Below are 26,617 nucleotides of genomic sequence, written 5' to 3' on the forward strand. Positions count from 1 at the left end.
CCAACGAGCCAGAGCGCGTGGACCGCCAGATTCGCTGCCCGCGGCAGCACCCCTGCGTTGCGCCCAGATCGTCGCCTACGAGTCAGGGGAGTTTGCCGGCCAGCCAGTTGTCGATCAGCAGGCGGGAGATCGAGATCCGGGACGGCAGGACCAGGTCCGTGGCCCGCAGGTCGGCCCGGGAGTGCCACTCGGCCTCCGCGATCTCCGTCGGGTCCAGGACCAGCGGCTGCGCCGGATCCGCCAGCGCCGTGAAGCCCACCATCAGCTCGTCGGCGAAGGGCCAGCACTCGCTCGCCACGTACCGGATGTCGGAGACCGTGACGCCCAGCTCCTCGGCGGACTCGCGGGCGACCGTGCCCTCCAGGCTCTCGCCCGGGGAGACGAAGCCGGCCGTGACCGAGCGCCAGCCCTCCGGGCGGGCCGTGTTCCGGGAGAGCAGGCAGCGGCCCTCGTCGCCGGGGACCCCGTCGTGGATGAGGACGAGGACGGCCGGGTTGGTGCGGGGCCAGGTCAGGTCGCCGGCCTCGGCCCGCTGGACCCAGCCGGCGTGCACCGGGCGGGTCGGGGCGCCGGTGCGCGGGTGGAAGCGGTGGCTCTCGTGCCAGTTGGCCAGGGCGACGGCCGCCAGGGCCAGGTCCGCGAAGAGCGGGGAGGGCGGGTCGAGGAGGACGTCGCGCAGGCCCGTCATGTCGGGGACCTCGGCCATGACCGCGAAGTAGGGCGTGCCGTCGGCGTCGACGCCGAGGAAGAGCCGCTCTCCGACCGACCAGTCGTCGACCGACCGCTCGCCGACCGAACCGCCGCTGGCCACGTCCTCGCCGGCCGTCCGCTCCCCGGCCGACAGGTTGCCGGCCGACAGGTCGTCGCCCCGGGCATCGGGCGCGGCCCCGCTGCCGGGAGCCAGGGCCGTCCGGGTGTCGACCAGTGCCGACACCCGGCCGCCGTGTACGGCGAAGATCCGGGCCCGACCCCACGCCTCGTCCAGCCAGTCGGGGTCGGTGCGCCGGAACTCCGCACGGTCGATCATGCCCGGACGACTCCGGCGAGCGCCTTCAGCGAGGGCTCGATGACGTCCGCCTCGCCGAGGATGACGATCGCCGCGTTGGCCGGGGAGAAGTAGCGGGCGCCGGCGGCGGCGACCTCCTCCAGGCTCACGGCGGCGAGCCGGTCGCAGTGCCCGGCCAGCCAGTCCAGGTCCAGGCCGAAGCCCTCCAGCATCGAGGTGAGGCTCGCGATGCCGGCCTGGGTGGCCATGCCGAGGCGGAGGCTGCCCAGCGCGTACTCCCGGGCCTGCTCCAGCTCCTCGGTGTCGGGGGGCAGGACGGCCAGGCGACCGAGCTCGTACAGCGTCTCCAGCAGGGCCGGGGCCGTGACCTCGGTGGCCACGTCCGCCGAGATCATGATGGTGGAGCCGGCCAGGGAGTGCTCGACGCCGGAGTGCGGGGAGTAGGTGTAGCCCTTGTCCTCGCGGATGTTGCCGACCAGCCGGGACGAGAAGTACCCCCCGAAGACCAGGTTGGCGAGGGTGAGCGCCGGGTGGTCGGGGTGGTTGCGCGACACGCCGGGCAGGGCGATCCGCACGCAGGACTGCACCGAGCCGGGCCGGTCGACCAGGGTGATCGGGCCGCCGCCGAGCGCCGGGAGGTCCGGGAAGCTGACGTCGGGCGCGCCCGGGGTCCAGCCGGACAGGGCCTGGGCGACGGAGTCGAGAGCCTTTTCGGGTACGACGTCGCCGACCAGCACCAGCGAAGCCCCGTCCGGGCGGACCCGGGCGGCGTGCAGCGCGACGAGGTCCTCGCGGGTGACGGCGCGGACCTGCTCCGGGTCCGGGGTCTGCACCTCGTACGGGTGGCCCGGGTAGATGCGCTTGAGCAGGGCGACCCGGGCCAGGTGGCCGGGCTGGGTGCGGGCCAGGCTGATCCGGTCGGCGATCCGCTCGGCCTCGGTCTCGACCTCGCCGGCCGGGTACGCCGCGCCGTTGAGGGTGAGCGCGAGGAGTTCGAGCAGCCGGTCGAGGCCGTCGACCAGGCAGTTGCCGGAGACGGTGAGCCGGTCCAGGTCCGTACCGGCGGCGAGCCCGCCCCCGACGGCCTGCAGCTCGGTGGTGATGGCGTAGATGTCCATCTCGTCGGTGCCGGCGAACAGGGTGCCGGCCAGCAGGCCGCCCTGGGCCAGGTCCGCCCGGGCGAACGGCACCCGCAGGCGCAGCTCGACCAGCGGGATGGACGACCGGCGGATCGCGATGACGTGCAGCCCGTTGGGCAGGGTCCGCTCGGCCCGTTCGGGGACGACCAGCGGACCGGCGGGGGTCAGATCGGGGACAACGCTACTCATGCCGACACTCCCGGAATGACCTCGATGCTCGCGCGGCGCTGCGGACGCAGGGTGGCCGCTGCGGCGATGATCTGCGCCTCGGTGACCTCGCCGAGCAGTCTCGGCAGGTCGTTGATCAGGGCGGGGTTGCCGTGCTGGAGTTCCAGCACCGCGAGCCGGACCGCCCGGTTGGTGACCGCGTCGGTCTCCCGGAGGAAGTGCGTGACGAACCGGGCCTGGATCCGGGCCAGCTCGCCCTCGGCGAGGCCGTCGGTGGCCAGGCGTTCGAGCTCCTCGTCGACCGTGCGGAGCACCTTGTCGGTGTCGCCGCCGGGCGGCATGAACACCTGGAGCAGCAGCACCGTGGGGTCGCGGACCTCGAACGGCTCGCCCATGAACCCGATGTAGCCGCCGACGCTGGTCGCGGTGCGGTCGCGGAGCACCATGCGCTCCTGGAGCCGGGCCGCCTCGCCGTCGGTGAGGACCTCGGCGAGCAGCACGTACGGCAGGTAGGCGTCGAACTCGGCGATCGGGTCCGGCACGCGCCAGGCCAGCGCGATCGCGGGCAGCGGGGCCATCGCGTCGGTGTAGGAGTCGCGGCGCTCGGCGGTCAGGTCGGGCTCCGCGAACGAGGGCCGGACGGGGGCCGGGCGGCCGGGGATGTCGCCGAAGTGCTTCTCGACCATGGCGCGGGCCGCGGCCACCTCGAAGTCGCCGGAGACGGCGAGGACGGCGTTGCCGGTGGCGTAGTACTCCGCGAAGAAGCCGGCCGCGGCGTCGACCGTGGCGGACTCGAGGTCGACGAAGGAGCCGTACCCGTCGTGGGCGTTGGCGAACGTGTCGAACATGACCGGTGGCAGCTTCAGCCACGGGAAGCCGCCGTACGGCCTGTTCAGCACGTTGACCCGGATCTCCTCCTTCACCACGTCGATCTGGTTGCGGACGTTCTCCTCGTTCAGCCGGGGACCGCGCATCCGGTCGGCCTCGAGGAACAGCGCCCGCTCGAGCGCGCCCGCGGGCAGCGACTCGTAGTAGTCGGTGTAGTCGAAGTGGGTGGAACCGTTGAAGGTGCCGCCGGCGCCCTGCACGTATTTGAAGTGCGCCAGCTTCTCCAGGTTCTCGGAACCCTGGAACATCAGGTGCTCGAAGAGGTGGGCGAAGCCCGTGCGCCCCTCCGGCTCCGATCTGATGCCGACGTCGTAGACGACGGTGACGCCGACGACGGGCGCCGAACTGTCAGGCTGGAGCACCACACGCAGGCCGTTGGCCAGGGTGAACCGCTCGATCGTGTAACTCGTGGCTGGAATCCGCACCCCCCGACCCTAGCGCGTGCCGGGCACCCTGGATACGCGCCACCTCCGGTCCTGCCAGGGGCTTCAGCGGCCGGCGAACCTGACCGAGTCGAGCACCTCGTCCACGACGGAGTCGAACTGCCGGTGGGTGCCCGGGATCGACACGTACAGCACGGCGGCCTCGGGGCGGCCCACATCGATCATGGCGATCGCGACCAGCTCGTCCTTGGCCGTCAGGCCCCGGCGGGAGTTGTCGAACCGCAACCGGAACTTGCTCACCCACGCGGGCCGGCCACCCAGGACGGCGGCCTCGTCGCGGATCATCTCCATCGTGTTGGGCTGCGGGTAGTACGACACGCGGGCGTCGGCGGCCACCTGGCGGCCCGTGCACTTCAGGTCGAGCTGGGTACCGTCGTTGGCGGTCGCCGGGACCGAGCCGGACAGGATCGAGGCGTGGTAGGTGCCCTCCGAGTACCGCTCGGTGACGATGTCCTGGCCGATCCGGTACTGCACCTTCAGGGTGCCCGCCGACCAGCTGTCCGACCAGGGCTGCCACGGCTCGCCGAACTTCTTGTACGAGATCCCGGCCTTCTCGTCCACGGTGCGCGGGCCCGCCGGCACCGGGGGCGCCTCGTAGCTGGGCTCCGGATACGACGTCGGGGGCGGGCACAGCTTCGCCAGGGGCGGGCGCCGGTCGGGGCCGTTGGCCGCCGTCGGCCGCAGCGGGTCCACGTTGCCGGTGAGCACCATCGCCAGCACCACCACGATGCCCAGCACCAGCACGAGGGCCGCGCCGCCGCCGAACCACAGCAGCAGGCGCTTGTTCGGATCCGGGGGCGGGGGGCCCGCCGGGGCCGGGCCCGAGCGGCGGGCCGCGGCGGCCTCCAGCCGGGTCGCGGAGGTGACCAGGCCACCGAGGTGCGGGTGAGCCGGCTGCGGCTTGGCTGCGGTGGGCGAGGGCGGGAGGACGATGTCCCCTTCCCCGTCGGCCCACGGCGATTCACTGGTCGTCATGACTCCCCCAGTGTGCCACCGGAACGCAAGGGGACGCCCGCCACGAGCGCCGCCAGACCGTCGGCGTCGAGGAGGTCGACGGGGCGGACCGTGCGGTCGTCGCGGACGTAGTGGAACGCCGCGCGGACCCGTTCGAGGGGTACGCCGGCCAACTGTGCCCAGGCCAGCCGGTACGCGGCCAGCTGGACCGCCGCCGCCCGGGCCGCCTCCCCCGCCGGTGGCCGGCCGGTCTTCCAGTCCACGACGTCGTAGCTGTCCCCGTCCCGGAAGACCGCGTCCATCCGGCCCCGGAGCAGCACGCCCCCGACGAGCGTGGAGAAGGGCACCTCTATCCGGTACGGGACCCGGTCGGCCCACGAACCGGCCTCGAACGCCGCGCGCAGGTCGGCGAAGTCGGCGTCCGGTGCCGCGTCCGCGTCGGCCGCGCCGGGCAGTTCGTGCAGGTCGAGCAGTGTCTCCGCCCCGTTGCGCCGTTCGAGCCAGGTGTGGAACGCCGTGCCCCGGCGCGCGTGGGTCGCCGGCCGCTCCGGCAGCGGGCGCCGCAACCGGCGGGCCAGCTCCGCCGGATCCTTGGCCAGGGTCACCAGCTGGGAGACCGTGAGCCGGTCGGGCAGGGTCACCGCGCCGCTGTCGTGGGCGGTGCGGTCGCGTTCGGCGAGCAGGAGGGTGACCTCGGGGGAGAGCTCGCCCGGCGTACCCAGGAAGGAGGTCACCAGGTCGGCGCCCGCCGTCAGCGCCCGGCGGCGCTCGGCCGACAACGGGTCGTGCGGCCAGGGCTTGTGGGCCCGCTCGGCGCGCAGCGGGTTGTCGGGGCCGGGGTCGTCGACCCAGACGTCGGTGTGCGCGTGCCCCCGGACCTCGGTCAGGAACGGACTCGGCTGGCTGGGCCGCTTGTTGTCCGACCAGCGGTACCCGGAGCACAGCAGCAGGTCCCGGGCCCGGGTCACCGCCACATAGGCGAGCCGGCGCTCCTCGCGCTCGCCGTGCGCCTTCCACGCCGCGTCGAAGTCCCGGATCGTGCCGGTGAACGCCGGCAGCTCGGCCGCGTCGCCGCGCAACGGGAACGGCAGCACGCCCAGGCCCTGCAGCCACGCGTCGGCCTTGCCCGCCGGGTCGGGGAACAGCCCGTCGTTGAGCCCGGCGACGGCGACGACGTCCCATTCCAGACCCTTGGCACTGTGCACGGTCACCAGCTGCACCGCGTTGTCCGCGACCTGGGCCGGGCCCTGTTCGAGGCCGCGTTCCTCCCGGGCCGCCGCGTCCAGGTAGCTGAGGAACGCGCCCAGCCCGGTGCCCCTCGACTCGGCGGCGAACCGGGCCGCGACGTCGCCGAACTCGGCCAGGTGCACCATGCCGTCGGTGGCCGGGCGGGTGATCACCTCGACGTCGAGGCCGAGGGTGGTGATGACGTCGGCGACGAGGTCGGGGAGGGCGCGGTCGAGGTGGGAGCGGAGGGTGCGGAGTTCGAGGGCGAAGCGGGTGAGGCGGCGGTGGCCTTCCTGGGAGAAGGCGGGGACGCGGGGGTCTTCGGCGGCCTCGGCCTGGTCGGGCTCGGGCTCGGACCCCGGCCCCGACTCCGGATCAGACTCCGGTTCCGGTGTGTCCGCCAGGCTGTCCAACGCCTCGATGATCGACGAGTCCTCCCCCAGGTCCCGCGACCACCGGTACAACCGCATGACGTCGCGCGGCCCGATCCGCCACCGCGGCCCCGTCAGCAGCCGCAGCAGCGCCCCGCCGGCCGTCGGATCGGCCAACACCCGCAGCGTGCTGAGCACCTCCACGACCTCGGGGGTGTCGAGCAACCCGCCCAGCCCGACCACCTCGACCGGCAGCCCCCGGGCCCGCAGCGCCGCTTCGATCCGGGCCATCTGGGACCGCTTCCGCACCAGCACGGCGGCGGTCGGCTGCGCGTCGGCCTCCCAGTAGCTGCGCAGCGAACGGTCCAGGCGGTCGGCGATCCAGGCGGCCTCGTCGTCGGCGGTCAGGTGCAGGGCGCAGTGCACCGCCGGCCGGCCGTGGTCGGGGCGCCCGGCCCGGAGCACCGCCTTGCTCTCCAGCCCCGCCGACAGCGCGTTGGCCGCCGTCAGGATGCCCGGCTGGTTGCGCCAACTGACGCTCAACTCCCGACGGGTACCGCCGAAGCTGTCCAAGAATCTCTCCAGGCTCCCCGCGCTGGCCCCCCGCCAGCCGTAGATCGCCTGGGCCGGGTCCCCGACGGCCGTCACCGGGTACCCGTCGCCGAACAGCGCCTGGAGCAGCACGAACTGCCCGTGACTCGTGTCCTGGTACTCGTCGAGCAGCACCACCCGGTACCGGGCCCGCTCCGCCGCCCGCACCTCCGGATGGTCCCGCGCGATCAGCGCCGACCGGCTCAACTGGTCGCCGAACGCCATCACCTCGGCGGCCTCCAACCGGTCCTGGTACGCCCGGATCAGCGGCACCAGCTGGGCGCGCGCCCGCTGGGTCGCCTCGGCCGTCTTCCCCTTCAACGGGGCCAGCCCCGCCTGGAACTCCCCCAGGTCCTCGGGCGTGCGCAACTGCCCGGCCAGGTCCCCGGCGAGCTGGAGCACCGCCTCGGTCACCGCGCCCGGGCTCTTGTCGATCGCGGACATGTCCCCGTCGTACCCGCGGACCACCGCGTCGGCGAACCGCCAGCGCTCGGCCTCGGTGATCAGCCGGGTGCTCGGCTCGTAGCCGCCGCGCAGCCCGTGCTCGGCATGGATCCGCCCCGCGTACGCGTCGTAGGTGGAGATCGTCGGCTCGCCCGCGAACATGTCGCTCGGCCCGAGCCGGGTCTCCAACTGGCCCAGCCGGCGGCGGATCCGCACCCCCAGTTCGCCGGCCGCCTTCCGGGTGAAGGTCAGGCCGAGGACCTGCTCGGGGCGGACCAGCTCGTTCGCGATCAGCCACAGCACCCGGGCGGCCATCGTCTCCGTCTTGCCCGAGCCGGCCCCTGCGACCACGAGCATCGGCTCCAGCGGCGCGCTGATGATCGCGGCCTGCTGCTCGGTCGGGGGCGGCTGGCGGAGCAGGTCGGCCAGCGCCTGCGGGGTGAACCTCACTCCGTCACCCCCTTCACGTGCATCGGGCAGCACACCCGGACCGGACACTGTCGACACTTCTCGTTCACGATCGCGAGCACCGTCGCGCCGCCGACCACCCGGCCGGCCGCCGTGACCAGGTCCGCGCCCCAGCCGGGGTCGGCGGCCTCCGACAGCGGGGTCTGGCGCTGCTCCGGGTCGTTCTTCAACCGCAGCCGGACCAGGGCCGCGCCGCCCGACACCTCCCCCTCGGGGAACGCGCCGGCCTCCACCGCCGCCTGGTACGTCGCCAGCTGCTTGCTCGTCTCCGCGTCCTCGGAGGCAGACCCGGTCTTGAAGTCGTACACCACGAGCCGGCCGTCGTCGTCGCGCTCCAGCCGGTCGACCCGGCCGACCAGCTCCACGTCGTCGCCGAAGTCGATCCGGAACGCCTGCTCGACGCCGATCAGCCGGGGCGCGCGGCCCTCCGTCCAGCTCAGCAGCTTGTCGATCATGCCCTCGACGTCCTGCCACTGCCGGCGCGAGTACCACTTGGCGCCGGTGTCGATCTGGGCGAACCGCCGGCGTACCTCGTCGAAGATCTCCGCCCGGGTGATCCCGTCGCGCGCCGACAGTTCCGCCGCGTAGTGCACCAGGGTGCCGATCGAACCGGCCGCGCTCACCGCGTCGCCGCCGTGCCGGCTGAGCAGCCAGCGCAGCCCGCAGGTCAGGGCGGTCTCCACAGTAGAGGGTGACACCCGGACCCGCTCCCCGGGCAGCGCCATCGGCCGCGCGTCGGACAGGTCCCGCAGCCCCCACCAGTCGTCGGGGTGCGCGCCGGGCACGCCCGCGTCGGCCAGCGCGGCGAGCTGGCGGGCCGCGTCCTCCTCGGGCAGCCGGCGGCGCAGGTCCGCCACCAGACCGGGCAGCGTGAGGGCCCTCGGCACCGGCGTGTACTCGACCGGCACCTGCTCCGGCTGCTCCGACCGGACCCGCAGCTCGTCCAGGAACCGGCTCGGCTGCTCCTCCTTGCCCGCGACGGCCGTGGCGATCAGCAGCTTGCGGGCCCGGGTCGCCGCGACGTAGAACAGCCGGCGCTCCTCGTCCAGCAGGGCCACCACGCTCGGCTCCCGGTCGGCGACCACGTCCACCAGCAGTTCCGAGCCGAGCAGGGAACCACGGGGCTTCAGGTTGGGCCAGACGCCCTCCTGGACCCCGGCGACCGCGACCACGTCCCACTCCAGGCCCTTGGCCGAGTGCGCGGTGAGCACCCGCACGGCGGCGCCCCGGTCGGCGGTCGGCGCGAGGGAGTCGCCGGGCAGTTCCTGGCCGAGCACGTGGTCGACGAACAGGTGCGCCCCGGCACCCGGCAACCGGTCCACGAACCGGCCGGCGGCCTCGAACAGCGCGACCACGGCGTCGAGGTCCCGGTCGGCGGCCGCCCCGCGTTCACCCCCGCCGAGCGCGGCGCGTTCCCAGCGCTCGGCGAGCCCCGAGGCACTCCACACCGCCCACAGAGCTTCCTCCGCATTGGGTACGACGACCGGCGGCGCCGGGGACTCGCGCGCGTCGCCCGGTTCCGGATCACCAGGCCCGGCCGTATCGGATGCGGCACCGCGAGGGCCCGCCGGAGCGCGTTCGGCGGCCCGCGCTCCGGCGACAGCCGGTTCGACCGCTGCGGGCGGCGTGATCGCGGGGAGCGGGCCGCCCGCCTGGCGGGCCGCCGTGAGCAGCGCGTTGAGCCGGCGCGCGGGGGCGGCCCACGCGTCGTCGGGCGGGTCCTCGATCAGCTCGGCGAGCGACTGCGGCACGGGCATCGGCTCGGGCACCCGTCCGCCTTCGGCCCCGGACTCAGGGTCGGGCTCGGGCACGGATTCGGACTGGTCGGCCGGCTCCTCCTCGGGCCAGGGCTCGTCGCCGGGCCACGGCTCGTCTCCGGGCCAGGCGTCGGACGCCGGATCCGGTGCGGGCCGGGCACCTCGGCTGGTGTCCGGCCAGTGCCGGATGCCGGGGCGGACACCGTTCCCGACCACGGGGCCAACGCTCCCGGTCCCGGCCTCGGGCTCGCCCTGATCCGACCCGCTCCCGGGCCGCGACCCGTCCGGGTCAGCCCCGGGCCACGCGCCGTCCGGCTCGCCCCCGGGCCAGGCATCGTCCGGCTCGCCCCCGGGCCAGTCGTCGGACGGTTCCTCGGCGGGCCAGCTGTCCTCGTACCCGTCGACGGTTGTCGCCTGTGATCCGACCTCGCGCCGGGGGGCCGGGATGTGCGGGGCCGGTTCCGGGCGGCGGGCCGACAGCAGGGCCAGGCCCTGGCGGAGGCGCCGCTCGGCCAGCGGATCCGCCCCGCCCAGCGGCGAGTGCAGCAACGCCACCGCCGTGTCCTCGTCCAGCCGCTCCGGATTCGCGGCGCAGTCCAGCAGCGTCAGCAGCGCGCGCACCACCGGCTGCGCGGGCAGCGGCAGATCCGCGGCGGCGGTCTCGACGGGCACACCGGCCATCGTCATCGCCCGGCGCAGCGGCCCGAGCGCGGCGGCCGTCGAGCGCACGATGACCGCCATCCGCGACCACGGCACCTTGTCCAGCAGGTGCGCGGCCCGCAGCCGGTACGCGACGTAGCTGGCCTCCTCGCTCGCCGAGTGCAGCAGCGCCACCTCGTACCCGCCGACGCCCTTCGCGCTGACGAACCGGTGCCGCACCGCGCCCCGCAGCCGCCGACCGACCCGCTGCGTGGCGTCCAGCAGGGTGCCGCCGGTCCGCCAGTTGGTGCCGAGGGTGACCGTGTCGGGGGCGAACTCGCGCAACCCGGCCGGGTCGGCGCCCCGGAACGTGAACGTCACCGAGTCGGGGTCGGCGAACCCGACCGGCCGGTCGGTGACCAGGTGCAGGAGCTGGAGCTGGGCGGGGTCGAGGTCCTGGGCGTCGTCGACGTAGACGTGCCGGAGCCGGGCGCGCTCGGTCGCCAGCAGGTCGGGGTCCTCGCGCAGCTCGGCGATCGCGGACCGGATCAGCTCCGCCGGGTCGTACCCCCCGGGATCGCGCAACAGCCGCACGTCGATGTACTCGTCCAGGAACCGCGCCGCCGACACCCAGTCCGGCCGGCCGTGCGCGCGACCCCAGTCGGCCAACTGCCGCGAGGACACCCCGCGCTCGACGGCCCGGAGCAGCAGGTCCCGCAGTTCCGTCGCGAAGCCCCGGGTCAGCAGCGCCGGACGCAACCCGGCCGGCCAGTCGTCCCGGCCGTCCTCCAGCGCGCCGCGCAGCAGCTCCCGGATGATCAGGTCCTGCTCGGGGCCGGTGATCAGCTTCGGGGTCGGGTCGCCCCGGCGGGCGGCGGCGAGGCGGAGCAGGGAGAACGCGTACCCGTGCGGGGTGCGGACCAGGGGTTCGGTCACGCCGGGGCTGCGCGCCGCGACCCCGTCGCGCAGGCCGGTGGCGGCGTGCCGGTTGAACGCCCAGACGAGTACCCGATCGGGCTCGGCCCCCTCGGCGATCCGGGCCGCGACGGCCGCCAGCAACGTGGTGGTCTTCCCCGTGCCGGGCGCGCCCACGACCAGCAGCGGCCCCCGGTGCGCGACCACGGCGGCCTGCGCGGGGTCGAGGACCGGTGCGGTATGCGTTGCCGCAGGTCGCCGCACCAGTCGATAGGTCACGGGCTCAATTCCACCATGCCGGCCCCCGACCGGACGCAGGGGCGGCCACGCGGCCCGCCAACCCGTCGAGGCCAACTTTTTCCGACAAACCGACTACTCTCGCTCTGTGGAAGCCTCTCATCGAGCCGCTGTCGCCGCCGGTCATCCCGCCACCGCCGAGGTCGGCGCGCTGATCCTCGCGGCCGGCGGGAGCGCTGCCGACGCGGCGGTCGCCGCGGTCCTGGCCAGCTGCGTCGGCGAGACGATCCTCACCGGCCTGGGCGGCGGCGGCTTCGGCACCTACTACGACGCGGCCACCGGCGAGGTCACCTGCCTGGACTTCTTCGTCGCCGTCCCCGGCCTGGGCGCGCACGCCGAACCCGCCCCGATGAGCCCGATCAGCGTCAACTTCGGCGGCGTCCCCATCCCCTACTCGGCCGGCGCGTCCAGCGTCGCCGTCCCCGGGGTGCCGGCCGGCTGCGGCGAACTGCACCGCCGGTTCGGCCGCCTCGACTGGGCCGACGTGGTCGCCCCCGCCGTCGAGCTCGCCCGCACCGGCGTGCCGCTCCCGCACGCCCAGGCCCTGTCCCTGATCTCCATCGCCCCGGCCATGCTCCCCGGCGACGGCGCGGCCATCTACGCCCCCTCCGGCCGGCTCCTGACCGGCGGCGAGACCCTCTACCACCCCGGCCTATCCACGGCCCTGGCCCAGCTCGCCGAGGAGGGCCCGGCCCTGTTCTACACCGGGCAGATCGGCAAACTGATCGTGGACCTGGTCGCGGCCGGCGGCGGGGTGCTCACGGAACTCGACCTGGCCTCCTACCGGGTCCTGGAGGTCCCCGTCGCCTCCGCCACGTTCGCCGGCCGCACCGTCCGGGCCCGCGACGACCTGAACCGCACCATCGCCACCCTCGGCGCGCTGACCGGCACCGACCCGGTGAGCGTCGCCCGCGCCCTGGAGGAGCCCGGCCCGCCCACCAACGGCAACACCACCAACGTGTCCGTCGTGGACGCCGACGGCAACGCGTGCGTGGTCACCACCACCCTCGGGATCGGCTCGGGGGTGTGGCTGCCGGGGCTCGGCGTGCACCTCAACTCGATGCTCGGCGAGGGCGAACTCCTCACCCCCGGCCTGCCCGCCGGCGGCCGGATGGCGAGCATGATGTGCCCGCTGGTCGTCACCGACGCCGACGGTCTCGTGCTGGCGGCCGGCTCGGCGGGCGCCTCCCGGATCCGGACGGCCCTGGTGCACACCCTCATCGGGGTACTGGTGGACGGCATCGACCTCGCCGACGCCATCGCCCGGCCCCGGATCCACCCGGCGGCCGGCATCCTGCACGCCGAGGCCGGGGTGCCCGACGAGGCCCTGCGCGCCCTGACCGCCGCCGGATACCAGCTCCGGCTGTGGGACAGCATCGACCACTACTTCGGCGGGGTGAGCGCGGCCGGGCGGGGGGCGGCGGCGGGGGATCCGCGCCGGGGCGGCCGGGGAATGCTCCTCTAGCCGCCGAGCCTCCGGACACGCGGTGCGACGCGGGTCCGCCTGGTCGGCCGGCTCCCGGACATCGGCCGGGCTCGCCGGCACCAGGCTCGGTGTCCCCACGCTGCCCGGGCAGGTGGGTCAGCCCCCGCTCTCCGGATACCACGCGTACCGCGCCATGTTCACCTTGTCCGTGCGGAACAGCACGCCCTCGGCCATCAGCCGCTGCATCTGCTTCTGCTCGTGGTGCGGCACCAGGCGACCGTTGGCGGCCACCACCCGGTGCCACGCGACGGGCGCGCCGTGCACGGCCATCACCTGTCCGACGATCCGCGCGGAGCCGAGCCCGAGATAGTCGGCGATCGCCCCGTAGGACATCACCTTGCCCTCGGGAATCGTCTCCACCACAGCCAGAACCGCCTCGACAACATCCACACCCACAAGCCTAATCGGGGTACTACGAACGTTGCGCGCCAAGGTGTTCCAGGAACGCCTCGGCGGAGTCGAGGATCAGCCCCCGCTCCCCGCGCCCCCGACCCACCTCGATGGCCCGCTCGCCGGCCTGCCACTCAGCAGCCCAGAACCACTCCTGGTCCGTCGGCACGGCATCGGCGGGGCCGGGTCCGGTCGTCATTCCAGCAGTGTGCCCGACCGGCTGCGGCTCAGAGGAGCGCGATGTCGTCGCGGTGGATCAGGGCTCGGTCGTAGCCCGGGTCGAGGTCGCGGGTCGAGCGGCCCAGCAGCGGCGGCAACTCGATCGAGTCGTAGTTGACGAGGCCCCGGGCCACGGCCCGCCCCGCCGGATCGAGCAGGTCCACCGGCTCGCCGGCCGTGAACGTCCCGTCCACCGCCGTCACCCCCGCCGCCAGCAGCGAGGCCCGGCGGTCCACGACGGCGGCGACCGCGCCCGCGTCCAGGTGCAGGCGGCCGTGCGGGGTGGTGGCGTGCGCGAGCCAGAACAGCCGGGACGTGGGGCGGCGGCCGAGGCGGTGGAACAGGGTGCCGACCTCCTCGCCGGCGAGCGCGGCCCCGGCGTGCGGCGCGCCGGTCAGGACGACGGGGATGCCCGAGGTGGTCGCGATCCGGGCCGCCTCGATCTTGGTGACCATGCCGCCGGTGCCCAGCCCGGCGGTGCCGGCGCCGCCGATGGAGATGTCCGCGAGATCCTCGGGGCCCCGGACGTCGGAGATCCGGGCGGACCCGGGCCGTCCGGGCGGGCCGGTGTACAGGGCGTCCACGTCGGACAGGAGCACCAGCAGGTCGGCGTGTACGAGCGACGCGACCAGGGCCGCCAGCCGGTCGTTGTCCCCGAACCGGATCTCGTCGGTGGCGACCGTGTCGTTCTCGTTGACGACGGGCAGCGCGCCGAGGCCGAGCAGGGTGGTCAGCGTCTGGTGCGCGTTGCGGTAGTGCACGCGGCGGACCAAGTCGTCGACGGTGAGGAGTACCTGGCCGACCCGGATGCCGTACCGGGCGAAGGACTGGGTGTAGCGGTTGACCAGCAGGCCCTGTCCGACGCTGGCGGCGGCCTGCTGGCTGGCGAGGTCGCGTGGCCGGCGGGCGAAGCCGAGCGGGGCCAGGCCGGCGGCGATGGCACCCGAGGAGACGAGGACGACCTCGACCCCGGCGGCCTGCCGCGCGGCGAGCACGTCGACGAGCGCGTCCACCCGGGCCGGGTCGAGTCCACCGGCTGCCGTGGTGAGCGAGGACGATCCGATCTTGACGACGACGCGTCGGGCTCCGGTCACGGTTTCACGCACGACACCCATTCTTGTGGATCGGCAGGTGACGACCCGCACTGGGCCGGTCACGCCACGCGGACGCGCAAGCCACTTCCCGTCACGGGCCTCCGCACCGACGCCCATCAGGCCCTGCCGCCCCGCCGGCCACTTCCAGGCCGCGCCTCCCCGCCGACACGTCGGGCGTGCGGTCGGGCCGGCGAACCCTGGACCGGGACACCTCCCGACCGGTACCCGTCGGATCTGGTCCTGATCTGTGGACCCGGTGCGCGCCCGGCCTGGCCCCCGGCCCCCACCTACTAGGCTCGGAGCATGGCAAAAGACGTGCGTACCGCCGCCCTCGACGCCCGTGGGGCGGCCGACACCCTGGCGGTCACGACCCGGGCCGCCAAGGACGCCGCGCTGGTGGCGATGGCCGACGCGCTGGTGGCCCGTACCCCCGAGATCCTGAAAGCCAATGACGAGGACGTGGCCCGGGGCCGCGCGGCCGGGTTCTCCGAGGCGCTGATCGACCGGCTGGCGCTCACCGACGCGCGGGTCGAGGCGATCGCCGCCGGCCTGCGCCAGGTCGCGGGCCTGCCCGACCCGGTGGGCGAGGTGGTCCGGGGCTCGACCCTGCCGAACGGGCTGGAACTCCGCCAGGTCCGGGTGCCGTTCGGCGTCGTCGGCATCATCTACGAGGCCCGGCCGAACGTGACCGTGGACGCGGCCGGCCTGTGCCTGAAGTCGGGCAACGCGGCCCTGCTGCGCGGTTCGTCCTCGGCCCGGTCGTCGAACGCCGCCCTGGTCGAGGTGCTGCGCGACGCCCTGACCGCGCGCAACCTGCCGGCGGACGCGATCCAGCTGCTGGACGCGGAGTCCCGGGAGTCGGTGCACGAGCTGATGCGCGCCCGGGGCCTGGTGGACGTGCTGATCCCGCGCGGCGGGGCGGACCTGATCCGCACGGTCGTGGAGGGTTCCACGGTGCCGGTGATCGAGACCGGGGTGGGCAACTGCCACATCTACGTGGACGCCGACGCGGACCTGGACATGGCGCTGCGGATCCTGCTGAACGCGAAGACCCAGCGGCCGAGCGTGTGCAACGCGGCGGAGTCGCTGCTGGTGCACGCGGCGGTGGCGGAGGAGTTCCTGGCGAAGGCGCTGCCGGCACTCCGGGAGGCGGGGGTGACCGTGCACGCGGATCCGGCCGTGTTCGCCGGGGCGGTGCCGGCGACGGAGGAGGACTTCGGGGCGGAGTACCTGTCGCTGGATCTGTCCGCCGCCGTGGTGGGGTCGCTGGACGAGGCCGTGCGGCACATCCGCAGGTACGGCACCGGCCACTCCGAGGCCATCGTCACCGGGTCCCAGGCGGCGGCCCGGGCGTTCACTGCGCGGGTGGACGCCGCCGCGGTGCTGGTGAACGCGTCGACCCGGTTCACGGACGGCGAGGAGTTCGGATTCGGGGCGGAGATCGGGATCTCGACGCAGAAGCTGCACGCCCGGGGGCCGATGGGGCTGCCGGAGCTGACGTCGACGAAGTACGTGGTGACGGGCGAGGGGCACGTGCGCTAGACGCGCCCCCGGGCCCCGCGTGGGCTCACACCGAGCTCACACCGAGCGGAACGGCCCCGCTGGGCTGGAAAGGGGAGGCCGCCCGGACGCGGCCTCCCCCACCCGCTAGAACTGCAACGACCAGATATCGATCTTCCCGACATCGGAACTGGCGATGTCCTGCACCCGGAGCTTCCACACCCCGTTCGCGGTGGCCGGCACCGTCGCCGAGTACGACTTCAGCACGTTGTCCGCACTGTCGCTGTTCGGGAAGTCCTCCAGCACGACGACCGTCCCGTCGGGCTTGACCAGGCTGACGACGAGGTCGCCCCGGTAGGTGTGCTTGATGTCCACGTTGACCGTGACCGTGGTCTTGCCTGTCACCCCGGTCACCGTGATCGGGCTCTCGACGGTGGCGTTGTCGACGATGGTGACGTCGGTGCCGTTCTCGAACTTCGGGCCGGGCGGGTTGGTGGTGCCGCAGTACTGCTGCTCCTTGCCGATGGCGCGCTGCGGGCAGTCGGCGTACTCGACGAGCTTCAGCACGGCCTCCTTGTTCCGGGAGGTCTGCGCGGCGATCACCTCGTCGGGCGGGTAGAAGCCGTAGCTGCCGCCGTACATCTCGAAGGTGTAGGCGAAGATCTTCTGGTTGCCCCACAGCCAGTCGAGGATGTCGCCGTCGGTGATGTAGTCCTCGGCGGACTGTTCGGGCAGGTAGTTGTTGGTGGAGGCCATCTGCTGGCCCATGGTCTTGAAGGTGTTGAAGTCGTCGGCGGTCATCCCGGTCGGCGTGTCGGCCGTGGTGTACCCGAACGGCCACAGCACCAGCTCGCCGTACGTGTGGAAGTCGATGCCGACCTTGATCTGCTGCTTGCCGCCGACCCGGCGACTGAGCACCCAGTCGGACACCTTCTTGGTCTCCGGCGAGGAGAACGGCGCGGTGCCCCGGTAGGTCTCGCTGGACGTGCTGGTCGACGAGCCGTTGCAGCAGCCCCAGTTGTAGGACCAGTTCCGGTTCATGTCGGTGCCGACGTTGGAGGAGCCGGAGTTGGGCTGCCGGTTCTTCCGCCAGGACCGGTAGGAGCCGGACGCGACGTCGTACTCGCCGCCGTCGGGGTTCATGTCCGGGATGACCCAGATCTCGCGGCTGTTGACGAGGTTCGTGATCCGCGCGTCGGTGCCGTAGTTGTCGATGAACAGGTGCAGCAGGTACACCGACATCTCGACGGTCAGGTGCTCGCGGGCGTGCTGGTGCGCGTCGAACAGCACCTCGGGCTCGTCCTCGTCGGTGGCGACGTTGTCGGAGATCTTGATGAGCATCAGGTCCCGGCCCTCGTAGGAGGTCCCCAGGCTGAGCTTCTTGGCGATCGCCGGCTTGGAGGCGACGAGGTTGTTCACCTCGGTCGTGAGCTCGGCGTAGTTGTGGTATCCCGAGTCGGCCGGCGGGAAGTCGCGCAGGGCCGCCGCGCCCCGGTCGGTCGGCGGGGTCACCTTCTGGGCCGTGTAGCCCAGCTTGAGGATCTGCCGGAGCTCGGTGGGGGTGGCGGTGACGTTGACCCGGCCGTTCTCGACGTTGTCGATCGAGGCGCCGGTGGCGGCCACGGCGTTCACGCTGGCCCGGGACGCGGGGCCGGTCAGGACGTACTCGGCGGAGGACTCGGTCGGGTCGTGGCGGGGGTCTGCGGTCGCGGGACCGGACAGGGCCAGCCCGAGTAACGCGACGACGCCGACGGTCAACCACCGCCGGCGTCCGAAGCGAACTGTCATGGATCCTCCAGGAGGGGTGGAGCCCCTCGAAAGGGGCTCTGGTGGTGACAGCCACTCAAACAACCCCGGAAGATCACATCAATATAATGTTATCTATGTGTAATTCACGGGTCAGTAGGTCGGCAGGGACGGGTCGACGGTGTTGATCCAGGCGAGCACGCCGCCCTGGACGTGCACCGAGTCCTTGAACCCGGCCGCCTTCAACGCCGCGAGCGCCTCCGCCGAGCGCACCCCCGACTTACAGTGCAGGATGATCTGCCGGTCCTGCGGGAGGCTCGCCAGCGCGGAGCCGTTGAGGATCTCGCCCTTCGGGATGAGGACGCTGCCGGGGATGCTGACGATCTCGTACTCCGCCGGCTCGCGCACGTCCACCAGCAGGAAGTCCTTGCCCGCGTCCCGCAGTTCCTTGAGCTCCAGGGCCGTGATCGTGGAGCCGTCGGCGGCCTCGGCGGCCTCGGCGGACACCGCGCCGCAGAAGTCGTCGTAGTCGATCAGGCCGGTGACCGTCGGGTTCTCGCCGCACAGCGCGCAGTTGGGGTCCTTGCGGACCTTCACCTGGCGGTAGCTCATCTCCAGCGCGTCGTAGACCATCAGGCGGCCGACCAGCGGCTCGCCGATGCCCGTGAGCAGCTTGATCGCCTCGGTGACCTGGATCGAGCCGATGCTGGCGCACAGCACGCCGAGCACGCCGCCCTCGGCGCAGGACGGGACCATGCCGGGCGGCGGGGGCTCCGGGTACAGGCAGCGGTAGCAGGGGCCGTGCTCGGCCCAGAAGACGCTGGCCTGGCCGTCGAAGCGGTAGATCGAGCCCCACACGTACGGCTTGCCGAGCAGGACGGCGGCGTCGTTGACCAGGTAGCGGGTCGCGAAGTTGTCCGTGCCGTCGACGATCAGGTCGTACTGGCCGAAGATCTCGAACACGTTGTCGTTGTCGAGGGCCACGTTGTGGATGACCACGTTCACGAGCGGGTTGATCTCGCGGATGCTGTTCGCCGCGGACTCCGCCTTCGGCCGGCCGATGTCGGACTGGCCGTGGATGATCTGCCGCTGGAGGTTGGACTCGTCGACGGTGTCGAACTCGACGATGCCGAGGGTGCCGACGCCGGCCGCCGCCAGGTACATCAGCGCGGGCGAGCCGAGGCCACCGGCCCCGACGCACAGGACCTTGGCGTTCTTGAGGCGCTTCTGGCCGTCCATCGCCACGTCGGGGATGATCAGGTGCCGGCTGTACCGACGGACCTCGTCGACGGTGAGCTCCGCCGCGGGTTCGACGAGTGGGGGCAGTGACACAGCGGTGCCTTTCGGTCGCGGTTCGCGAGGATCAGGGGCCGGGGCGGGCGGCCAACTGCCATTGTGCCCCGCCACGCGACCCTTCTGCGGTGACCCGACCCACAACCCCTAGTTTTCGGGTACGTACGACCCGGCCGGCCCCGTCAGCCGCTTCCCGTCGACGTACGGCCAGGCGTTGGCGGTGCAGCCGTACAGCCCCAGGTTCTGCTGGACCATGACCGGCGCGGCACCCCCCGGGGCCGGACAGCGCTCGTGTCCGTTTCCGAACTGGTGGCCGACCTCGTGGTTCACGGCGAACTCCCGGTACGCGCCGAGCGGGGCGCCGTAGTCGGGCACCCCGGTCAGCCAGCGACTCAGGTTGATGATCACCCTGTTGCTCTTCAGCCGGCAGGAGAGGAACTGCTTGGCCTGGATGCCGTCCTCACGGCAGAGGGTGTCGGTGGTGGCCTCCGTGGCCAGGTACACCGTGAACTCCCCGCCGGTCGGCACCCGTTGCAGCCGCAGGTCGCCGGAGCCGGTCCAGCCGCGCGGGTCGCCGAGCACCCGGTCGACCTCGGCCGCGAACGCCTCGACGTCCTGGCCGGAGCCGTTCTCGACCCCCACCCGGTACTGCCGGATCTGGCCGGCCCGGCCGAGCACCGCCCCGGGGCTGGCGGCGAAGGAGAACACCCCGGTGGCGGACCGGGGGAACGGTGAGGGGGTGGGGACGGGGGTGGCTGCCACGGTGGCGGTGGGCGCGGCGGCCGGCGGCGCGGACGTGGCCGGCGCGCGCGGCTCCATCACCGGCTCCGGTCGCGGCACCGGCGCGGCCCGGGTCTCGGCGGGCACCCCGGCGGGCAGGCTCAGCCCCCGGACGAAATCGACGGTGACCAGCAGCCCGGCGAGCAGCAACAGGCAGATCAGGGCCGTGCGCTGCCGGCGGCGCAGCATCTCCCGGCGCGGGTCGGGACGGTCCCCGGCGGGCTCCGTGTCCGTGCTCAGGCTGGCCCTCGGCATGGCCTCACCATGACATTCGGGGCAACCCGACCATCGATGACACGCCGAACGGCCCGGCGAACCGGGCCGTTCGGGGCAAAACCTATCCGGCGGTGAACCCGACCGTGCGGGTCACAATCTCGGCGATCTCCACATAGGCGAGCTTGTCGACCGGGACGATCACCAGGCGGCCCTTCTCGTCGACCAGGCTCAGGATCTTGGACTCGGAGTTCAGAGCCTCGATCACGGCCGCCTCGACCTCGGCCGGCGACTGGGCACTCTCCACGACGAGCTCGCGCGGGGCGAACTGCACGCCGATCTTGACCTCCACGTACCCTCCTCTATGAACTTTCGCTGCCTGCGAGCGGGAAGTGCGAGATACCGCGCCAGGCCAGGGTCGCCATCAGAGCGACGGCCTCCTCCTTGGGCACCTGCTGGCCGCTCGCCAGCCAGTACCGCGCGGCGATCTCCGCGGCACCCGTCAGGCCGACCGCGAGCAGTTCGGCCCGCTCCCGGCTGATCGAGGTGTCCTTGGTGATCGTCTGGGTGATGGCGGCGATGCTGCCCTGCTCGACCCGGTCGACCCGCTCGCGCACGGCGGGGTCGTTGCGCAGGTCGGACTCGAACACCAGGCGGTACGCCTCGCCGTTGCCGTCCACGAAGTCGAAGTAGGCCTGCATCGCGGCCTCGACCCGGAGCTTGTTGTCGGACAGCTCGCCCATGGCGTCCTGGAGCTTGCGCACGAGCGCGTCGCAGTGCACGTCGAGCAGCGCGAGGTAGAGCTCCAGTTTGCCGGGAAAGTGTTGGTACAGCACTGGTTTCGACACGCCGGCGCGCTCAGCGATGTCATCCATCGCGGCCGCGTGGTAACCCTGAGCTACGAAGACCTCCTGGGCCGCGGCGAGGAGCTGCTTGCGCCGCGCGGACCTGGGCAGTCGTACCGGGCGCCCGGTGGTCTGCGCGCCGCTGGTGGGAGCCGCAGCCATTGGTCACCTCCGTCAAGCCGGCGTCATTGGTACCGGCACCCGTTGAGCGTATCCCGTGATCAGCCATGGATCTGAGGCACACTCTCCGTGTGAAGCGCGCACGGATGGTCCCCGAGCAGAGTCTGTCCCCCGAAACCGGCCCCTGGCCAGCGTGGCCCGGCCGCGAGGTGACCCTCGACGGCACGGTCACCCACGTCCGCGACACGCCGGGGACCAGCGCGGACACGGAGCCCGCGCTCTACGTCCACGGCCTCGGCGGTTCCGGACAGAACTGGACGGACCTGGCCGGACTGCTCTCCGGACGGCTCGACGGCCAGGCGATCGACCTGCCCGGTTTCGGCCTCAGCGAGCCCGCCAAGCGGTACGGCGTGTCGGCCTTCGCCGCCCGGGTGATCCGCTGGATCGAGGACTCCGACCGGGGCCCGGTGCACCTGTTCGGCAACTCCCTCGGCGGTGCCGTGTCGGTCCGGGTGGCCGCGAACCGGCCCGACCTGGTCCGCACCCTGACCCTGATCTCCCCGGCCATGCCGTTCATGGACCCGCGCTGGTCGGCGCACTCGAAGCTGCTCCCGATGCTGCTGCTCCCGAACGTCGAGCGGATCGCGACGAAGCGGATCCAGGCCATGGCCCCGGCCGACATCACCCGCGCCGCGCTCGAACTCTGCTACGCCGACCCGACCCGGATCACCGACGACGTGTTCCAGCGCTACACCGACGAGGCCGCCATCCGGGTCGCCCAGCCCTGGTACGCGGAGGCCTGGGTCCGCACCTTCCGCGACCTGGTCGGCAACTTCGTCCGCGCGTACCTGCCCGGCAGCGGCTCGCTGTGGAACATGGCCGCGCACGTCAAGGCCCCGACCCTGGTGATCGCGGGCAACCAGGACCGGCTGGTGGACGTGCGGGTCGCGCCCAAGGTGGCGACCACGATCCCCGACAGCCGGCTGCTGATCCTCGACCAGGTCGGGCACGTCGCACAGCTCGAGGCGCCCCGCAGCGTGGCCCGGGCGGTGCTCGGCCTGCTGGAGGAATTATCGTGACCGGGTGAAGCTTCTGCACTCGGGCAAGGTCCGCGACGTCTACGAGGACGGCGACGAGATCATCCTGGTCGCCACCGACCGGATCTCGATCTACGACGTCATCCTCCCCACCCCCATCCCGGACAAGGGCGCGCTGCTCACGGCGCTGAGCCTGTGGTGGTTCGACGAGCTGGCCGACGTGCTGCCGAACCACGTCGTGTCCTCGACCGACGTGCCGGCCGAGTTCGCCGGGCGGGCCATCCGGTGCCGCAAGCTGAAGATGGTGCCCGTCGAGTGCATCGCCCGCGGGTACCTGGTCGGGATGGGCCTGGAGGAGTACCGCAAATCGGGCACGGTGTCCGGCATCGCGCTCCCCGAGGGGCTCGTCGAGGGCTCGAAGCTGCCCGAGCCGATCTTCACCCCGACGACGAAGGCCGCGATCGGCGAGCACGACGAGTTCATGACCTTCGACGAGGTGGTGCGGGAGGTCGGTTCGGCGACGGCCCAGGAGCTGCGCAGAATCACCCTCGACGTGTACCGGCGGGGCGCCGACCTCGCGGCCGAGCGCGGCATCCTGATCGCCGACACCAAGATCGAGCTCGGCTGGGCCCCGGACGGCACCCTGGTGCTCGCCGACGAGGTGCTCACCTCCGACTCGTCCCGGTACTGGCCCGCCGACTCCTGGCAGCCGGGCGGCCCGCAGAAGTCGTTCGACAAGCAGTACCTGCGCGAGTGGTCCGGCTCGCTGGACTGGGACCGCACGGCCCCCGGCCCGGAGATCCCGGCCGACGTGGTCGAGGGCATCCGCAGCCGCTACATCGAGGTCTACGAGCGCCTCACCGGCAAGACCTGGGGGTAGGCCCGCCGAGAGCGGCGATGCGCGCGTTGTCGGGGCCCCGCATACAACACCGGTATGCGGAACCCCCGCCGCCTTCGCCTCCCCACTCTCAGTGGGCCTCGGGCGTCAGAGCAAAACTGATCAAGATCGAATTGGCGACGGGGCGACACGGGCATCCGGGCCGGGCGACGCGCCCGGCGTACCCATCGAAATGATCTAGGTGTTGAGGCCGACCACGGCCATCCGCGCCGTGTGCGCCGCCGTCAGCCGCTTGAACAGGGCGTTGACGGCGGCGAGGTCCCCGGAGCCCTGCACGACCAGCTCGGTCAGCGCGTCCTGCTCCGACGCCACCCGCTGGGCCTGCGACAACGCCTCGCCGACGAGCCGCCGGGCCCACAGCGCCAGCCGGCTGGCCACCTTCGGGTCGGCGTCGACGGCGGCGCGGATCTCGCCCGCGATGAAGTCCGCGTGCCGGGTGTCGTGCAGCACGTCCAGGATCAGCTCCCGGTCCGGACTGCCCAGGAAACCGGCGATCTCCCGGTAGAAATCGTCGGCGATCGAGTCCCCGACATAGGCCTTGACCAGGCCTTCCAGCCAGTCGCGCGGCTCGGTCTGGTCATGGTAGTCATCGATGGCCGCCACGAACGGCGCCATCGCGGCCACCGGGTCGACCCCGAGGGCGGTCAGCCGGTCGACGAGCCGGCGGTAGTTGGCGATCTCCGCGCCGGCCATCTCCGACAGCGCGGCGCGCCGGGCGTGGTCCGGGGCGAGCCGGGCGTCCTCGGCCATCCGGTCGAAGGCGCTCAACTCCCCGTACGCGAGAACGGCGAGCAGGTCGGTCACGGCAAGGGAGGACTCAGACACGACCGCAGGCTACCTTTTTCGCGCCGGAAATCCCGTGTTTCGGTGAGATGAGCCACAGGTGAGCCTGTCGGAAACGTCACGCAGTGAATTGGTCACGGCGCGTCGAGCGATAAACAGTTACCATGGCTGTTAATAGCAGGAGCGCTCTGGCCACTCGAGGCCCCGCACCTGCACCGATCCGCCACTGGCGCCGCGGCGCGCAGGCCGACGACCCGCTCTGCTGAGGTCGCACGAAGCCCGCGTCACGTCGCGACACGCTCTCCGCGCCCGTGGCCACCTGAGAGGGACACCACACTGCTTCCCGCACAGCACGACCCCAGTGAAGAAATCACCGTAGAACCACTGATTCCGATCGCCGTCGACACGCAGGCCCCGACGTTCGCCGAGCTCGGCGTCCGCGCCGAGACCGTCGAGTCGCTCGCCGCTGTCGGCATCACGCGCGCCTTCGCGATCCAGGAGTACGCGCTCCCGATCGCCATGCGCGGCGGCGACGTGATCGGCCAGGCCCCCACCGGCACCGGTAAGACCCTCGGCTTCGGGATCCCGATCCTGGAACGCACGCTCTCCGAGAGCGAGGGTGCCGACGGCGCGCCGCAGGCCCTGATCGTCGTCCCCACCCGTGAGCTCAACGTCCAGGTCGCCCGTGACCTGGCCGCCGCCGGCAAGGTGCGCGGCATCCGCGTCCTCGCCGTCTACGGCGGCGTGGCGTACGAGCCGCAGGTCGACGCGCTGACCAAGGGTGTCGACATCGTCGTCGGCACGCCCGGCCGGCTCATGGACCTCGCCAAGCAGAAGAAGCTCAACCTGGGCAAGGTCCGCACGCTCGTCCTCGACGAGGCGGACCGGATGCTCGACCTGGGCTTCCTGGAGGACGTCACCAAGATCCTGGCCATGTTGCCGGAGCAGCGGCAGACCATGCTGTTCTCCGCCACCATGCCGGACCCGATCGTGGCCCTGTCCCGCCGGTTCCTCAAGAACCCCGTGACCATCCACGCCGGGCACAACGACAACAGTGCGCCGAACCCGCTGACCAAGCAGTTCGTCTACCGCACGCACCCGATGAACAAGGCCGAGGTCGTCGCCCGCATCCTGCAGGCGAAGGACCGGGGCCTGACGATGATCTTCTGCCGGACCAAGCGGGCCACCCAGAACCTCTCCGAGGACCTGGACTTCCGCGGCTTCGCGGCCGGCGCCGTGCACGGCGACCTGGGCCAGGGCGCCCGGGAGCGTGCCCTGCGCGCGTTCCGGGCCGGCAAGGTCGACGTGCTGGTCGCCACCGACGTCGCCGCCCGCGGCATCGACGTCACGGCGGTCACCCATGTGATCAACTACGACTGCCCCGAGGACCAGGAAACGTACGTGCACCGGATCGGCCGCACCGGCCGCGCCGGGGCGACCGGTGTCGCCGTCACGTTCGTCGACTGGGAGGACGCTCCGCGCTGGAGCCTCATCGACAAGAACCTGCACCTCGACCAGCCGAACCCGCCGGAGACGTACCACACGTCCCCGCACCTGTTCACCGACCTCGACATCCCGGAGGGCGTCACCGGCACCCTCCCGTCCGCGCAGCGCACCCGTTCCGGGCTGAGCTCCGAGGCGATCGAGGACATCGAGGGCGCCCCGCGCAAGGGCGGCCGCGACCGGGACCGAGGCGACCGCAAGAGCGGTGGCCGTGGACGGTCCGAACGTCCGGCCGGTTCCTCCTCGGGTTCCGGGGCGGCTCCCGCCCAGGGCTCGGTGGAGGTCGCGGTCGACAAGCCGCCGCGTCAGCGTCGCCGGTCGCGGCGGGTCGCCGATGGTGAGTCGCCGGTCGTCGGGGTCGAGTCCGGCGCCGTCTCCGTCGGGGCCGCGGCTTCGGGCGACGTCGCCGCCGCCCGGGGCGGGGTGGCCTCCGCGGGGGCCGCGCTGACCGGGTCGGGGACCTCCGGTTCCGGGTCGGGCTCGACCGCTCCGCGGTCGCGGTCGGCACGGTCCTCCTCCGCTCCGGCTCCGGCCGTGGCGTTGGGGACGCCGTTCGCGTCGGGGGTCATCGCCCCCGTGTTCGCGGCGCCGGTCGTCGAAGGGGACTCCGGGGCTGACGAGGGGTCGTTCGACGGTGGCGAGGAGGCGCGCAAGCCGCGTCGTCGGCGGCGGAAGCCGGCTGGCAGCGCCGCCGAGTAAGACTCAGAGGTAACGCAGGGGGCTCCATCCGGTCGGGTGGGGCCCTCTTCGTGTGTGGCCTGGGGTGGGCGGTGCGGAGCGCCGCCCACCCCAGGCCGGGCGCCGGATCGCCGCCGGGCCGGGTGCCGTGTCGCGCCCGTCGGCACAGGAGGTGCCCCGTCCCGTGCGCCCGACCGTTACGGTGGGCGGGTGACGGATGATTACTGGCGCCGCCCCGCTTCCGGTCAGCCGGAGCCCCCGGCACCGCCCGCGCGCCCGACGCCCCCGGCGTACACGGGACCGCCGCCGTCGACCCCGCCCCCGCCCGGCTGGCGCCCGCCCACGATCGTGGAGATCCCGCCGGCCCGGCAACTGCCCGCGCAGGAGCACCGGGTCCTCGACGCGGAGGAGCGCGCCGCCCGGACGATCACGTACGGGGTCGGCATGATGGCCGGGGCGGTCGCCCTGGTGCTGGTCCTGATCCTGTGCGGCCGGACCCTCTTCGTCTGACCGACCCGTGGCCCCGGGCCCACTCTGCGGCCTCGCCCGTCCGAGGACGCGAACCCACCGTGCGGCTACAGCCCACGTCGCTGCCCCGGACGCCCCTCCGGCTCGGCCCACCTGCGGCCTTGGACCGCACCCTGAGCCCGAGCACCCTCCGACCCAGCCCACCCTGGGACCCCGGACCCGCCCCTGAGCGGTTCGTCCCGCAAGCTCGGATCACC

At 72.9% G+C, this 26,617-nt stretch carries 21 protein-coding genes; 6 read left to right on the forward strand and 15 right to left on the reverse strand.

Going from position 1 to position 26,617, the window contains the following annotated elements; translation table 11 throughout:
• Nucleotides 1-82 precede the first annotated feature (82 nt).
• The 6 genes from nudC to AB0M43_RS33105 all read right to left on the reverse strand — a co-directional run bounded on the left by nudC (nucleotide 83) and on the right by AB0M43_RS33105 (nucleotide 11,289).
• Nucleotides 83-1,027 (reverse strand): NAD(+) diphosphatase, encoded by a 945-nt coding sequence (gene nudC, locus AB0M43_RS33080; protein WP_363730138.1) that lies wholly within the window; start codon nucleotides 1,025-1,027, stop codon nucleotides 83-85.
• Entirely contained in the window at nucleotides 1,024-2,334 is a 1,311-nt protein-coding gene (locus tag AB0M43_RS33085; protein ID WP_363730141.1) for a pitrilysin family protein, read from the reverse strand. Before AB0M43_RS33085 ends, nudC begins: the two co-directional genes overlap by 4 nt.
• Nucleotides 2,331-3,626, reverse strand: coding sequence for a pitrilysin family protein (locus AB0M43_RS33090; RefSeq protein ID WP_363730143.1), 1,296 nt, complete (start codon nucleotides 3,624-3,626; stop codon nucleotides 2,331-2,333). Before AB0M43_RS33090 ends, AB0M43_RS33085 begins: the two co-directional genes overlap by 4 nt.
• Nucleotides 3,627-3,689: 63 nt before the next feature.
• On the reverse strand, nucleotides 3,690-4,619 hold the full coding sequence (locus AB0M43_RS33095) for a hypothetical protein (protein WP_363730144.1): 930 nt from the start codon (nucleotides 4,617-4,619) through the stop codon (nucleotides 3,690-3,692).
• Nucleotides 4,616-7,738 (reverse strand): UvrD-helicase domain-containing protein, encoded by a 3,123-nt coding sequence (locus tag AB0M43_RS33100; RefSeq protein ID WP_363730146.1) that lies wholly within the window; start codon nucleotides 7,736-7,738, stop codon nucleotides 4,616-4,618. Before AB0M43_RS33100 ends, AB0M43_RS33095 begins: the two co-directional genes overlap by 4 nt.
• On the reverse strand, nucleotides 7,678-11,289 hold the full coding sequence (locus tag AB0M43_RS33105) for a PD-(D/E)XK nuclease family protein (protein WP_363730148.1): 3,612 nt from the start codon (nucleotides 11,287-11,289) through the stop codon (nucleotides 7,678-7,680). The genes AB0M43_RS33100 and AB0M43_RS33105 overlap by 61 nt, the downstream gene beginning before the upstream one ends.
• 106 nt (nucleotides 11,290-11,395) lie before the next feature.
• On the opposite strand from AB0M43_RS33105, the gene AB0M43_RS33110 reads away from it, so the two are divergent.
• The gene (locus tag AB0M43_RS33110) at nucleotides 11,396-12,772 is read left to right on the forward strand and encodes a gamma-glutamyltransferase (protein WP_363730151.1); all 1,377 of its coding nucleotides are present in this window, start codon (nucleotides 11,396-11,398) and stop codon (nucleotides 12,770-12,772) included.
• A gap of 117 nt (nucleotides 12,773-12,889) precedes the next feature.
• Here the strand turns inward: AB0M43_RS33110 and AB0M43_RS33115 are convergent, their stop codons facing one another.
• From AB0M43_RS33115 to proB, 3 genes are read right to left on the reverse strand one after another with little or no spacing between them, the layout of a single operon-like run.
• Nucleotides 12,890-13,183, reverse strand: coding sequence for an MGMT family protein (locus AB0M43_RS33115; RefSeq protein ID WP_363730154.1), 294 nt, complete (start codon nucleotides 13,181-13,183; stop codon nucleotides 12,890-12,892).
• Nucleotides 13,184-13,205: 22 nt separating this feature from the next.
• The gene (locus AB0M43_RS33120; RefSeq protein ID WP_363730157.1) at nucleotides 13,206-13,382 is read right to left on the reverse strand and encodes a hypothetical protein; all 177 of its coding nucleotides are present in this window, start codon (nucleotides 13,380-13,382) and stop codon (nucleotides 13,206-13,208) included.
• 28 nt (nucleotides 13,383-13,410) lie between these two features.
• Nucleotides 13,411-14,508, reverse strand: a complete 1,098-nt coding sequence (proB, locus tag AB0M43_RS33125; protein ID WP_363730158.1) for a glutamate 5-kinase — start codon at nucleotides 14,506-14,508, stop codon at nucleotides 13,411-13,413.
• 291 nt (nucleotides 14,509-14,799) lie between these two features.
• On the opposite strand from proB, the gene AB0M43_RS33130 reads away from it, so the two are divergent.
• Nucleotides 14,800-16,038: a glutamate-5-semialdehyde dehydrogenase gene (locus AB0M43_RS33130; RefSeq protein ID WP_363730161.1), complete on the forward strand. Its 1,239-nt coding sequence runs from the start codon at nucleotides 14,800-14,802 to the stop codon at nucleotides 16,036-16,038.
• 105 nt (nucleotides 16,039-16,143) lie between these two features.
• Here AB0M43_RS33130 and AB0M43_RS33135 read toward each other — a convergent pair whose 3' ends face one another.
• The 5 genes from AB0M43_RS33135 to AB0M43_RS33155 form a co-directional block, all read right to left on the reverse strand.
• Entirely contained in the window at nucleotides 16,144-17,784 is a 1,641-nt protein-coding gene (locus tag AB0M43_RS33135; protein ID WP_363730163.1) for a M14 family zinc carboxypeptidase, read from the reverse strand.
• 111 nt (nucleotides 17,785-17,895) lie between these two features.
• Nucleotides 17,896-19,074: an adenylyltransferase/sulfurtransferase MoeZ gene (gene moeZ / locus AB0M43_RS33140; protein WP_363730165.1), complete on the reverse strand. Its 1,179-nt coding sequence runs from the start codon at nucleotides 19,072-19,074 to the stop codon at nucleotides 17,896-17,898.
• 108 nt (nucleotides 19,075-19,182) lie between these two features.
• Nucleotides 19,183-20,070, reverse strand: coding sequence for a DUF3152 domain-containing protein (locus AB0M43_RS33145; RefSeq protein WP_363730168.1), 888 nt, complete (start codon nucleotides 20,068-20,070; stop codon nucleotides 19,183-19,185).
• 82 nt (nucleotides 20,071-20,152) lie between these two features.
• Nucleotides 20,153-20,380, reverse strand: a complete 228-nt coding sequence (locus AB0M43_RS33150; RefSeq protein ID WP_363730171.1) for a DUF3107 domain-containing protein — start codon at nucleotides 20,378-20,380, stop codon at nucleotides 20,153-20,155.
• A 10-nt stretch (nucleotides 20,381-20,390) separates the two neighbouring features.
• The gene (locus AB0M43_RS33155) at nucleotides 20,391-21,035 is read right to left on the reverse strand and encodes a TetR/AcrR family transcriptional regulator (protein ID WP_363730174.1); all 645 of its coding nucleotides are present in this window, start codon (nucleotides 21,033-21,035) and stop codon (nucleotides 20,391-20,393) included.
• An 89-nt stretch (nucleotides 21,036-21,124) separates the two neighbouring features.
• On the opposite strand from AB0M43_RS33155, the gene AB0M43_RS33160 reads away from it, so the two are divergent.
• Nucleotides 21,125-22,072: an alpha/beta hydrolase gene (locus AB0M43_RS33160; RefSeq protein WP_363730176.1), complete on the forward strand. Its 948-nt coding sequence runs from the start codon at nucleotides 21,125-21,127 to the stop codon at nucleotides 22,070-22,072.
• 4 nt (nucleotides 22,073-22,076) lie between these two features.
• Entirely contained in the window at nucleotides 22,077-22,910 is an 834-nt protein-coding gene (locus tag AB0M43_RS33165; protein ID WP_363730179.1) for a phosphoribosylaminoimidazolesuccinocarboxamide synthase, read from the forward strand.
• A gap of 195 nt (nucleotides 22,911-23,105) precedes the next feature.
• Here the strand turns inward: AB0M43_RS33165 and AB0M43_RS33170 are convergent, their stop codons facing one another.
• Complete coding sequence (locus AB0M43_RS33170; RefSeq protein ID WP_363730182.1) at nucleotides 23,106-23,753, reverse strand: ferritin-like fold-containing protein; 648 nt, start codon at nucleotides 23,751-23,753, stop codon at nucleotides 23,106-23,108.
• A 327-nt stretch (nucleotides 23,754-24,080) separates the two neighbouring features.
• Between AB0M43_RS33170 and AB0M43_RS33175 the strand changes: the two genes are divergently transcribed.
• Together AB0M43_RS33175 and AB0M43_RS33180 are read left to right on the forward strand one after the other, a co-directional pair.
• A complete protein-coding gene (locus tag AB0M43_RS33175; RefSeq protein ID WP_363730590.1) occupies nucleotides 24,081-25,913 on the forward strand; it encodes a DEAD/DEAH box helicase in 1,833 nt (610 codons plus the stop codon).
• A gap of 189 nt (nucleotides 25,914-26,102) precedes the next feature.
• Complete coding sequence (locus tag AB0M43_RS33180; protein WP_363730183.1) at nucleotides 26,103-26,402, forward strand: translation initiation factor 2; 300 nt, start codon at nucleotides 26,103-26,105, stop codon at nucleotides 26,400-26,402.
• Nucleotides 26,403-26,617 lie beyond the last annotated feature (215 nt).

Origin of the sequence: Longispora sp. NPDC051575, assembly GCF_040681875.1 — a bacterium.
In the GTDB taxonomy this organism is placed as follows: domain Bacteria; phylum Actinomycetota; class Actinomycetes; order Mycobacteriales; family Micromonosporaceae; genus Longispora.